The sequence below is a fragment of the uncultured Roseobacter sp. genome (assembly GCF_947495275.1).
GTDB lineage: Bacteria > Pseudomonadota > Alphaproteobacteria > Rhodobacterales > Rhodobacteraceae > Roseobacter.
This window is the reverse complement of record NZ_CANLYL010000022.1, coordinates 21,742-33,916: the sequence shown is the minus strand read 5'-3', so window position 1 is coordinate 33,916 and position 12,175 is coordinate 21,742. Positions and strand designations below refer to the sequence as shown.

Genomic DNA, 12,175 nt, shown 5'->3' with positions numbered 1-12,175 from the left:
CCCCGGCCGCGATCAACATCCCGTCGCGCAACACGTCCTCCAGCGCCTCAGACGCCGAGCCGTATATCTTTTTCATAACATGTCCTTTGATCCGAATTCCCTGAGATGCCAGTGTATCGATCCGCTGCCGCCCTCTCGCATTCGCAACCGATGACACACCGGACGATTCCTTGGCGTTACCTTTCCTATTTAGCCGTCAGTCATGCAACAGGTTTGCTGCAAAAACCCGCCTTGCGCGACTTTCCCAATGGAAGGGCATTGCGTGAAGACTAACGGATCGATGGCTTTTCAAGCACAACAGGGGCACTGAAATACTCACCGCCCTCACCCCGGGATCGGTTGCAACGATGTTTCCAGGGCTGCGCGCAAATGTTCATGTTGTGTGGGAAGCTTCAGCGCCTCGCCCAAGTGGGCGGTGTCTTCGTCACGATCAAATCCCGGTTCGTTGGTCGCAATTTCAAAAAGAACGCCGCCGGGCGTGCGAAAGTAGATCGCCCAGAAATAATCGCGATCAATGACTGGCGTCACTGCATATCCCGTGTCCAAAAGCGCTTTGCGGACATCACGTTGAGCGGCCCGGTCCTCCACTGCGAAAGCGACATGATGCACGGAACCAGCACCTTGTTGAGAGGGCGCGCCATTCGGGATGGTTTCCAAATCGATGATGCTGGCACCTGCGCCACCTGGAATCGCAAAACGGGTGACGTCGCCACTTATGTCAACTTTTTCATAGCCCATGAATTGGAGCAGTTCCGCCATAGCACCATCGTCCATTAACCGCACGCGCGCCGATTGGAACCCACGGATCGCGTGATCTGCCCCGATACCATTGCCGATCCAGGCGGCGCGGGGGTCATCCCTGATCTCAGATAGCGCGAACCCCTCACCGTCGGCGGTACGAAATGAGAGCCGTCTTTCGCCGAAGTGCTCGTGTAGTGCCAGTCCATTGACCCCGTATTCACCAAGGCGTTTTTGCCAGAAGTCCAAAGCCCCTTGCGGCACTGAAAACACGGTTTCACCGACCTCACCTGTTCCCTTGCGACCTCGGGCCATGTTCGGAAACGGGAAATATGTCATCACCGAGCCGGGTGAGCCAATCTCATCCCCGTAGTAAAGGTGGTAGACATCCGGCGCATCGAAATTGACGGTTTTTTTGACGCGCCGAAGCCCCAGAACCTGCGTGAAAAACCGGTTGTTTTCGACCGCATCAACCGCGAGCGATGTAACGTGGTGCAATCCCTTGATCTGATCAAGCATGTCTTTTCCCTTCGGCCCAGCGGCGGTAATTGATGCGTATCACGTGCTGACCAATATAGAGAGGATTTATCAACGCGATAACGAGCGAAGGGAATGGCCGAAGTTCTGCCTGATAGGCTCAGGTGGAAAATTTGGTTTGTCGCCTCCATTACTCACCGGAAACCGCGCCCGAGGCGGCTCGGTTCTTGGAGGTCTTTGAACGTCACGCACAGGGGTTCGCCTTGTCATAGCACGCCACACAAACAGGCGGCTTTCTCTGCCGGGTTGCAAATGAGTTCAAGAAAATGGACAGTTTATGAGGAATGGTCACCAAAACGGCAAAAATGCCTGCGGGTGGAGCCATGTGTGAAATGGGGCACGGTGAATCGAACCATGGGCAGACTCTCTGGGCTGGGGCTACGAACGGCGCGAATTGTTACGGGCTTGTTTTTGCTGATCTTCGTCACCAGCCATCTCCTTAATCTCAGTCTTGGGCTGATCTCAATCGAGGCCATGGATGCCGCGCGTCCCTTTCTGTCTGAGATATGGTCCAAACCGCCGCTGGGGCCGCTTTTGTTTCTGGCGCTGGTCATCCATTTCCTGCTGGGCCTATGGGCAGTTTACAAGCGCCCGACGCTGCGCACGAACACGCAGGATATCGTTCAGTTGCTTTCGGGCGTTATCGTCATTCCCCTGCTTGCGGTGCACGCAGTCGGGATCGCGTCGCTAAAGATTGACGGCATCGAATTTGGCTATGCGCAAGCGATCAAGCTCTTCTGGCTGGGGGCACCGCAAATTGGATTGTTGCAGGTGATCTTATTGTCGGTTGTCTGGATACATGGGTGCGCGGGGCTCTTTACCTGGCTGCGCGCCAAAGAAAACATGCGCAACGCGCTGGGTTGGATGTACCCCGTCGCCGTTGCTGTTCCGGTCATTGCGCTCATGGGATATGGCGAAGCGGGACGCGGTGCCCTGATCAAGGCAGAGCAACAAACACAACAGGCAGAGACATCGCGCTATGCAACCCAAGCGCCTTCTGAAACCCCCGCGACACCCAAGAAAGAACGCATCCCGTACAAGACGGTCAAAAAAGTTACCAATCAGGTCATCTGGTGGTCACTCGCCCTTGCGGCTCTGACCTTAGCGGCACGGGGGGTACGACTGGCCCTTCAATCGTCCGAGCGGGTGGTTCTGACGCGCGGCACGGGCCCCGCGATAAACACCACAAGCAAGCTGAGCCTCTTGGATAGTTTCCGGATGCATGATCAACCCCACGCAAGTCTTTGCGAAGGGCGCGGGCGATGCGGCACCTGTGCCGTGCGCATCCTGTCCTCCGAGTTTCCCTTGCCAGAGCCAACGCCGCTGGAAGCAAAAACGCTGATGCGCATTGGCCCGGATGAAAATGTGCGTTTGGCCTGTCAATTGACACCCAGTGGTGGTCGGGTGGACGTCGAACCTCTGTATCCTGCGGATTATACCTTCAAAGATAATGATCATGAGGAAGATCAGCGCGCAAACGACTTGCTTGAGGCCCAGACATGAAGTGGTTATCGCGGGTTGGATGCGGGTTTTTGGCACTTGCGTTGCTGATTTCGCCCCTGCAAGTCTCCGCCCAGGACACCCCCGCGATTGCAGCGCCATCCACAAATGATTTGCATGAATTCACCCGTCTTCTTGCTGATGAGCGTATTCAGAACTGGATACAGGAACAGGCCGACAGCGAAGACGCAGCCAGCCCCACGGATATCCCGTCAGTCCGCGAGCAGTTTCAGAAAGCCGTGGAACGTGTTGGGAAGCGCGTTAGCGATCTCGGCGCTGCCTGGGCTAGTTTTGAGACCGCGCCCACGGTCATCCTGGAGCGCTGGCGTGACCAGATGACGCCCGACAGACAGGTGCGCAGTCTGACATTTGCGCTGATTTTCCTGTTCTTCGGCGCGGGGCTGGAATGGTTGACGCGGCAATATACCAACCCTGTGTTGCGCCGGATCGAAGTGCAAAAGTTCACCAGCCCCAAAGAACGCGCCGTCGCAGCCCTGACGCGCACCGCTCTGGCATTCATCGGCCTGGTGGCCTTCGCCGCTGGGTCCATCGGCGCATTTTCTGCTGTTGGCTGGCCACCGCTGCTCTATACACTGATCCTCTCCACCCTTCTGGCCATCGTTTCTGTGCGCGCCATAAACACCCTGGTCAGGCTGTTTCTGGCACCGCGTGTGCCGCAATTGCGGCTCATCCCGATCACGACACCAATGGCCCGGGCACTAGGACTGACGCTCACGTTTTTCCTTGCGATCCTTGTGTTTGCGATCTCGCTAATTGACGTGTTTGATCAACTCACATCCGCGCGCGCATCCGGCGATACGGCTCCGGAAACGCTGGCGGTATCGGTTCTCTTTGCCGGGATCCTGCTGATTGTCAGCCTGATTTGCATTTTCTTTTGTTTCATCAAGGCTCAACAGCACACCAGCAGTCTGACGCGCCGGTCTCTCTCCCGCTGGCGTGCCTATCTTTGCCTGCTCAGCACAATGGTTTTTGTCACATGGCTCTTTGGCATGTACCCACTGATGTGGTCGGTCATGGTGATCGGGCTGGCCATACCGGCGCTGAAACTACTGCGGGGATGGACCGACACCAGCTTTGACAATGCGATAACGGATTATCGATCAAAGGCGGAAAGAGCCGCCGCCCAATTGCCCGCGCCGGAGCCCATGGAGGGTATGGATGAGATCGAAAGCGCGCCCGAACCGGCTCTCATTGCGGACCCATATGAGACCTACCGCCCTATCGCACAACGGCTCATCCGCTTCGGCGTTTTTGTCATCCTGGGGTTAACGCTGGCAATGATCTGGAACGCAGGCATCTTCGAGAATTCCGACAATCCCACTATGGGTCAAAGACTGTTTTCCATCCTGATCGACAGCGCGGCTGCAGTACTGATCGCCGATCTGGTCTGGACATGGGGCAAGACATCGATCGACCGACGGCTGGCCGCCTACAAGCCCCCCGAAGATGGTCAGGCCCCCGGCCCCGAAGCCCGGATGGCAACCTTGCTGCCATTGCTGCGAGTTGTTCTGATGGTGACCTTGTTGAGCATGGTCATGATGTCGGTTCTGTCGTCAATGGGCGTGAATATCGCTCCGATTCTGGCCGGTGCCAGTGTTCTCGGCATCGCCATTGGATTTGGGGCGCAATCGCTGGTCAAAGATGTTGTTTCCGGAATTTTCTTCCTTGTCGATGACGCCTTCCGCGTCGGCGAATACGTCGAGATTGATCAATTGCGCGGCACGGTTGAAAAGATTTCGATCCGGTCCCTGCAGATCAGGCACCATCGCGGTGCCGTGCACACCCTGCCCTTCGGCGAGTTGAAATCCATGACCAATTATTCCCGCGATTGGGTCATCATGAAGCTGGAATTCCGCGTGCCCTTCGACACCGATCTGCAACTGGTCAAAAAGATCGTCAAGAAAGTGGGCGCTGAACTCAAAGCTAATGAGCACTACGGGGACGCCATTCTCGATACTTTGAAATCACAAGGCGTGCGCCGCATGGAAGAGTTCAACATGGTGGTGGGCGTCAAATTCATGACCCGCCCGGGCGAGCAATGGCTGGTGCGGCGCGATGCCTACCAGAAAGTGCGTGATGCATTTGACGCCAACGGTATTCGCATGGCCGAGCGCAACGTCAAGGTTGAACTATCCGGCGATGAGCATCTTACGGAAAGCGAACGCAAAGCCGTGACGGCCGCCGCTCAGGAGGCTGTCACGCAGCCAGTTCAACCCGGTGTGATACCGGACGAACCCTAGACCCGTGCAAATTTTCGCACAGCGATCTGATGTGACCGCCGCACCACGGATTTGAGGTTGCCCGGCGCCAGACCCGCCAGCAAGAACGCATTGCCGGGCGAGGTCACAACTGCAATCAGCATCGCGTGATCACGTCTACCCGCGTAGTTGAGATTGACAGAGAGTTTTACCGCGCGGGGCGTGCGGGCATCAACCGGCAAGGCCGGATTAAACCGCCCCAGATGCGACAGACCGGCCACCGCGGGAGGCGCGTTACCCCGCACCGTTTCATGAACAAAGGTGCGCCACTCCGGCGTAATCGCAAATCCCTGCAAATCCCCCGCCGGGGCGTCTTTCTGGAAAAAGACGTCAATGTTGGCATCCGCCCCGGCCAAAGACGTCGTGTGCCGATGATGCAACATGACAAAGACATCATGCACCCTCTTTCCGTAGCGCCTTTGTTTCGGGGCCGCCAGCAGATCCGCCTCGTTCGGCAACAGCGGATCCCAGGTGTGTGACCCTGTGGGCAGAATGACCAGATCGGGGCTTTCATGCAGTTCCAGGTTGCTGTCGTCCAAGGGGTTTTTCGGTGTGGCGGGCAGTATCGAGCGCCCGGTATCGTGAGGCACTGCCCGAATAAACGTCCGCCCCACCGACACAGGCAAGAGTGAAATATCACGCTCCCAGACCCCGCGTGACACAAGAGCCGCGCGCAGAAAGGTACCCGCCTCCGTGCTGGAGATCGACAGGTCCTGAACCATCGTGTGCGGCAGCCCTTCCATCGCCGGCCGCCACGTCCAGGTGGGATGCGTGCCGCTCTGGTCAATCACCCCGTGCCAGACGCCGATGCGGTTACCCACATAGACATTGTCGGGCGCTTCCCGATCGACGATCACACAATGCGCGGCCGCAGGCGAGCCACCGGTACCCGCCGCTGCATCCAGCGGCGTGTTGCGCAATCCGGTCGGGTACCAGCGTCCCTGACCATCGTACCACCACAAGGTATCATGGACAGGGTCACTGGTGGCCTCTCCACTTGCACCAACACCCCGTTGACCCGTGGTCGCGACATAAAAACTTTCTTGCCCGGCAACATCGTTTTTGTGAACGGCCACGTCGGTCCAGGCACTGAGCCAGGGGTCGGGCAGATAGGTGAGAAAGGGATTGGGAATGTCATCCCCCAGCTTGTGACTGCGCGGGCGTGTCGCCGTCGAGGGATCACTGACCACGGATTGGGCAATGGCAGTCCAGGCCTGCGCTGCCGCGGGTGCCGGACGCGCAAAACGGAAAATCCGGACCGTGCGTTGGCACAGGACCAAGATCGCCATTCCCTCATAGCCATCAGCGGCATCGCCTTCGCGCAGCACCTCGATGACAAGGACAGCATCGGAATTGCCGTTCTCGGTGAGTTGGTCCTGAAGAGGTGCCCCTCCCGCATGCGCATCGGTCATGCTTGGAATGGTGACCCAAGCCATGTTGATCGAAGGGTCGTTCCAATTGGCGCAGTACCATATCCGGTCGGTACCAAGGAAAATCCGGGCATCACCCGCATTGGTCGCCGGTGCCGCGGCCCCTTGAGAATAAAATGTGGACCGTCCGTTTTCTGCCGTCTCTGTGGGCAGTGCGGGATTGGATCGCAACACAGGGCCCCAGGGTGAAAAGCTGGCGGGTTCGAATTGCCATGTCGCATTGATGAATTGCATCACCCTCTGGTGGGGTTTGGTCGGATGGAACAGGCATCCACCACCGTCGCCTTTGCGCTGCAGGCTCCAGACCGTGTCACCAATACGCTGGATCGCGCCGTTGTCCTGTGTGCCCGCCAGAACCGGACCATCTATCGTGGGGTGCGAGACCAGATATCCCGGCTCAGCCACGCTCAGCCCGGCATTCATCGCCCGGACGGTGCCGCCGGATCGTCTAAAAACGCCGCCATCGCAGCCTACCCAAAGATTTGCACCCGCCTGCATGAGGACATGAACATCCGGATGAATACCAGCCCCGATAAAGGTCGGGTCGGTCACGGCAGTTGTATGGCGGGTGGGGTCAAAATCAGTGGTTGGGGCAGCTGCTCCGCCGGTGATAGTGAGATCGAATATCGCCGCGTCCCATTCACCATTGTCCTCCAGCGATCCACCAACGGTCACCACATCGTTTGTGCCAACCTGACGCACGCAGATGGCCTGATCGTAGGCGGATTGATCGTCAGTGTTGTTGATAAGGTTGCCTGCGTTATCGGGTGCGACCGATGACACGAACAAGCCCATGGGCACATTCTGGACGGGAGGCGCAACCGTCACGCTGTTGGCCAGATCAACCCGCCACACTGCGGCATGCCCCGAGTTGGTACCAGGATTAATGGGATCAGGCACCTTACCCAGCACATACATCCGGTCAGTGTCGTGCGCGGCTTGCCCAAGGCTCAGCCGCGTCCCGGTTTCCAGATTGGTGAGCGTGATGCGCGCAAATGATCCCGCCAGGCCGGTGGGCGACCGGTAAAGCCCATCCGTGGCCCCCGTCCCCACCAAGGTGACCCACAGGCCTTTGTCATTCCAGATGACATCCGTGCAATGTGGCTGGCCGGACAGATTGGCAAAAGCGGTGCTGGTGAATTCAACGCGCTGCCAATTCGCATCTTCGGAAAAAGCACCGCTGCGGGACCACAGACCGGTCGAGGTTGCCGCAACAAGCGTCGCCGTGCCATCGAGCGCTGCGGCAGCAGCAGGGTCGCGCGCCATGCGAAAGATACCCTCTCCCGTCAGGTTCCGGGCTTCACGCTTCCAGGGGTTTTGCAGCGGGGCCGCCAGCGCATCAGGCAACGTGCCATTCAGCCGCAGCACGCCGATACCGCCCATATTGCTACCCGGTGTATCCGAAAATTGCGGAAGGCCTTCACCGGTCCCCACGTAGACCACGTCTTTTGCCGGATCATCAACCGCCCCGGTGCTGCCAAACTCCACCCAAATCGCTCCGATCGTCAGCGACAGATCGGAGCGATTGGCCGAAGCGGCAAGGCTGGCACTGCCCAGTGGCGTCCACGACGCACCGCTGTCCGACGAGTACCAGACGCCACCGTTAGCACTGCCGACGTAGATACGCTGACCATTGGGGCTGACGGCGATCGCCCGCACCCGACCGGCGACTTGCGGATCACCGGTTGCCTGCCCGTTTGTCATAATCGACGGGCCCAGGGGCATCCACATGCGGTCTTCGTCGAAATTGGTCTGGATCACATCGTCCAACAGGTCCAGATCGCCCATAGCGCCCGGTGGCACGCCGATGTTCCGGTCCCGCAGAGCGCGTTCCATGCGTTGCGCCAGTCGGTCAGCCGATTTGGTGAACTCACGTGGCCAGTCGTAGCGGGACATCAGTCGTCCTCCCCGATCGTCGGATCGCCCTCGGGCGTGATACGGATGTATCCTTCTTCAACGGTCACCCGGCCCGACGGCAGAACGGCAGCCTGGGTTGCGCCCAGGATCGGGTCATCGCGCCATGTTATCGGTGTGTTCCGTCTGGTCCATGTCTGATTGGCCCCGAATGCGGCGATCTTCGGTAGTCTCACCTTGTCAGGATCGATCAGCACCGGACCAATACGGGCCGAAGGTGCCACATGCCCCAGTCCCGGTGAAACCCAATCGTTCAGCAACTCCAGGGACTTACGCGGCAGGAAACCTGTTGTGGCATGGACCCGGGCCGAAGGGTGCATCAGCAATGTCAGACGCAGCTTTTGACCCACGTGAACGCCCAGCGGCTCGCCCGCTCCGATGTAAGGGGCATCCAATGGGCTGGGCTCCGGCAGGAAGTTTCCGCCAACCTGTGCAGAAACACCGCCAAGGGCCGCGCGGAAACCGCCGCCCTGACGGCTGACCCGCGCGGCCTGTGTGACCTCTTTTTCGATCAGATGGAAAAGCGCGTAATCATCGCCAATGAAAAATCCATAAAGCCCGTCGTGCCCCTTGGCCAGTTCGCCCAGCCGCACTGTGAATTCCTGTGATTTCACAACATCAAACACAGCCTCGCGGATAAGGTGATCGCGTATATCATCGGCGGTTTCGCCAAAGGCACCGGTTTTGGCGAGATCCTGCGGGATATCCAGCCAGAGTTGCGTCGTCACCACGGCAATCGGGCGCCCGACGAGCCCTGCAATCGTCGCACTCGCAGAGGCCAGCGAACTGTCCACACTCCAGCTAGTGGTATCGACTGCACGCAGGAATGCACTCAGCGGGCTTTCCTTATCGGCGGTCTGTTCCGAATTACGTTGCCGAATGTCGGTCTCGATCATCCCCTGCGCAATCTGCCCGCACAAACGCGCAGTCTCGGGCAGGCCAGTCATCGGCGATCCGGAGGCGGGGCCATCCCGACCTACCCCGCTTTCCCAGATCAGGCCGCCTGTGACGGGATCATGCAGCACCTCGCCGAGAGGCTGACCATCCTGATCAAAAAACTCGACGGATTCGTCGATGAAATCGGGCAATATATATCCCGAGATCGGGTTCACCATATTGCCGGGGTTGGCCTGATCCAGACGCCCCTCAACCGGAGAGGGCGAGGTATCGGCAGGATCAACGAACCGCCACATCAACCGCGCCGGGAGCGAGAGCCGCGGTGGCATGGCCAGTGTTGGAGCGCCGTTCTCATCCTTTAGCGCCAGGGCCGTTGGCATGATGATCTTGCTGGTGGGCAGATCGCGGAAGCGGCCAAAGCTGTCAACGATGCGGGCCCGGGTTAGCCGAAGCGCACCCTCCGCAATCAGGTTGGGCAGACCTGCGGCTGCAAGAGCATCTGCCACACCATCGGGCGCCGCCTTGACCTGACCATCGGGGCCAGCATCAACCGCCAGCCACAAATCATTGATCCGGTCCAGCGTGACAGATCCAAGATCCGCATTCTTCAGGAATGCCGAGAGGTCCGCCAATGTCCCTTCATGTCCTTCGTTGATTTCCCCCTGGTCGTCTGTATCGCGCTGATTTTCAGCGATCAGATAAGTGTCGATCACCGCCTGATAGGTCCGCGCCAGTCCCGAGGTGATCGCTGAGCGGCCCTGTAGTTTGACTTTTTTCCCTTGCGGCACCGGGGCGCCTTCGAAATCGATCCTGCCCAGATCCCAGCCGGCAAACCCCTGCCCCGGCACAAGCTCCACTTCCCATTCCAGCCAGACCGGTGACCAGGGCTGAACCCAACTCGTGACGGCAACCGGGCTTGGGTCACGTCCCTCTGCCAGTGAAAAGCGGCGCACGGCGTCACTGACGGCAACCTTCGCGCTGTAGGGGGTAGTCTCATCGCCGCGCGCAATCGGCACGATGCCATCGTAGACACCATCTTGCGAATACCGCAGCGCCATCTCTCCGCGCAGACGGTTTTGGGTTGGTCCCACCTGATCGCCGCGCACAACCGCGCGGATCGCCTCAAAAATCCAAGGCATCATGTACAGATCCCCCATGAACGAATTCTGGAGGATGCGATTGGTTATGGCGGGCACAAACCGATTAACCAGAAGGGGCACGTAGGTACTCGCCTGATATCCCTCACCATACTTCGTGGCCATTTCATCTGACCATCGACAGATCAGCTTGCCTTCATCGTGAAACCGGCCATCTGCCAGAAACCGTTGCGAACGACCGTAGTTGCGCAACCCGACAACGGGCGACGTTGCCCGGTGATAGCGCGGTCCCGGTCGTTTGAGTCGCCGGGTTTTGGGGGCGTCATCAATCCGCGACCCTTTGCGCCCGTATTTGATATCTTCGGCCCGGCGGCGCAGGCTGTCCTTGTCGGATTTGTGTTTTCCGCGTTTGCGACCATTCCAGATGACATCTGCCAATGGAGCGGCCTTGGTTTTCTGCTTCGCAGCCTTGGTTCGCAGCGGTCGCCCGGCTTTGAATGCGGACTGCTGACGCGAGATGATGACATCTTCATAGGTCTCGGGGCCCTGGAACGCCTCAAACCCGTCCGCATGTTCCGCCTCATCCAGCTGAACAATGCCATCGCGGCTTGCGATATTCATCAGGGACATGTTCGCAACGCCCGTCAGCAAGCTCTCAAAATATTCCTTTCTGGGGCCCGAACGCACGCCCAGCCCGCTGGCGGCTTGTGCCGCGATCAGTCGCTCTAATGTTGGCGCCATCGACAGTTCAATCTGTGACGCCCGGGGGGCCGCGTCTTTGCCAACACCACCGGTGATCGGGACACCATAGACAGCGCCATGCAGTACGGTTTCGTAACGCAAGCGCTGACGCGCCAATGTCACCTCGTCGAAGCTATACTCTTTAAAACCCGAAAGCAGTCCCATCTGGGAGGTACTGAGTTTCAGAGCGGTCCTCAGGTCGGTACCTTTGTCATCCGACTCTGAGCTTAAGGGGCGCTTTGGTGATTTCCATTCCCCTATGAAAGGGGCTGATGACGCGGTCCAGTCCAACCGGTCGATTTTGCGCGCGACTGAATAAGGCGAGAAAACCCCGCCCAGTGGATCATGTGCCCGGTCCGACCACCAGCCGATCACGACATAACTTGCCTGTCGTGTCAGGACCTGTGTCGGCTGCACCCCATCCAGCTGATCGTGGAAAGCAAACCGATTGAGCGTTGCGTCATAAGATGCGGTCCAGTTTGGCGAACCGCCAATGATCCCGGTCAGTGTTTCCGGTGTCATTTGCTGTGCAAGAGATGCCGTGGGCGCATTGGGGTATTTAGGCAGATCAAAGACGCGTCCCGTATCCGCCTCAATAAGCCAGGATCTCAGATCCACACGGGCGCGGTTGCGCCGCCCTGACATTCGCACGACCAGCCAGCGGTTGGGCAGAACCGGCATCTGCACCGGTTCATCATCGTCATCAACCATCTCGCCGCGCAGCAAACCGTCGGGCATCGCCCAATGAAGATGTACCCCTTTTGCCCGTGCCCGGGGCGTCGAAAAGGGTGCCGTTGTCTTGTCGGCATCTGCGCCATCGCCCAGCTCAAGCGGCAGGCGCACGTATCGTTCACTGTGGGAGGCCGGAACATATAGCGCCTGCACATCGACGGGCACCAGCAAGGCAGGGTTTGGTGCCTGGGCAGGCTCTGGAAACCGGAACCGCTGATCCACGACGCGGTCGCCGACATTTGTGGCCAGTGACCAGTTGCCGCTGCCCAGCAGCGCATTCATCAGTTCCGGTTTGATCGCATCCGCCATG

General features: G+C 58.9%; 5 protein-coding genes and 1 pseudogene. 2 read left to right on the top strand and 4 right to left on the bottom strand.

The features are described 5' to 3' along the window. Window positions 1-76 (bottom strand): annotated as a pseudogene (locus Q0802_RS24775) (succinyl-CoA--3-ketoacid-CoA transferase); the annotation flags it as partial. A gap of 248 nt (window positions 77-324) precedes the next feature. Further along, window positions 325-1,257 carry a VOC family protein gene (locus tag Q0802_RS23145; RefSeq protein WP_298922294.1) on the bottom strand — a complete coding sequence of 311 codons (933 nt, stop codon included), beginning with the start codon at window positions 1,255-1,257 and terminating at the stop codon, window positions 325-327. A gap of 372 nt (window positions 1,258-1,629) precedes the next feature. On the opposite strand from Q0802_RS23145, the gene Q0802_RS23140 reads away from it, so the two are divergent. Together Q0802_RS23140 and Q0802_RS23135 are read left to right on the top strand one after the other, a co-directional pair. Continuing rightward, window positions 1,630-2,778 carry a 2Fe-2S iron-sulfur cluster-binding protein gene (locus Q0802_RS23140; RefSeq protein WP_298922293.1) on the top strand — a complete coding sequence of 383 codons (1,149 nt, stop codon included), beginning with the start codon at window positions 1,630-1,632 and terminating at the stop codon, window positions 2,776-2,778. Continuing rightward, window positions 2,775-5,036, top strand: a complete 2,262-nt coding sequence (locus Q0802_RS23135; protein WP_298922292.1) for a mechanosensitive ion channel family protein — start codon at window positions 2,775-2,777, stop codon at window positions 5,034-5,036. The genes Q0802_RS23140 and Q0802_RS23135 overlap by 4 nt, the downstream gene beginning before the upstream one ends. Here Q0802_RS23135 and Q0802_RS23130 read toward each other — a convergent pair. Further along, on the bottom strand, window positions 5,033-8,380 hold the full coding sequence (locus Q0802_RS23130; protein WP_298922291.1) for a hypothetical protein: 3,348 nt from the start codon (window positions 8,378-8,380) through the stop codon (window positions 5,033-5,035). The genes Q0802_RS23135 and Q0802_RS23130 overlap by 4 nt on opposite strands. After that, entirely contained in the window at window positions 8,380-12,174 is a 3,795-nt protein-coding gene (locus tag Q0802_RS23125; protein ID WP_298922290.1) for a hypothetical protein, read from the bottom strand. Before Q0802_RS23125 ends, Q0802_RS23130 begins: the two co-directional genes overlap by 1 nt. Between the last annotated feature and the right edge of the window lies 1 nt (window position 12,175).

What these genes read in the sequence shown, in the direction of transcription:
- Q0802_RS23125 (WP_298922290.1), bottom strand. Translation starts at nt 12,174, where the DNA reads ATGGCGGATGCGATCAAACCGGAACTGATGAATGCGCTGCTGGGCAGC.
- Q0802_RS23135 (WP_298922292.1), top strand. Translation starts at nt 2,775, where the DNA reads ATGAAGTGGTTATCGCGGGTTGGATGCGGGTTTTTGGCACTTGCGTTG.
- Q0802_RS23140 (WP_298922293.1), top strand. Translation starts at nt 1,630, where the DNA reads ATGGGCAGACTCTCTGGGCTGGGGCTACGAACGGCGCGAATTGTTACG.
- Q0802_RS23145 (WP_298922294.1), bottom strand. Translation starts at nt 1,257, where the DNA reads ATGCTTGATCAGATCAAGGGATTGCACCACGTTACATCGCTCGCGGTT.
- Q0802_RS23130 (WP_298922291.1), bottom strand. Translation starts at nt 8,380, where the DNA reads ATGTCCCGCTACGACTGGCCACGTGAGTTCACCAAATCGGCTGACCGA.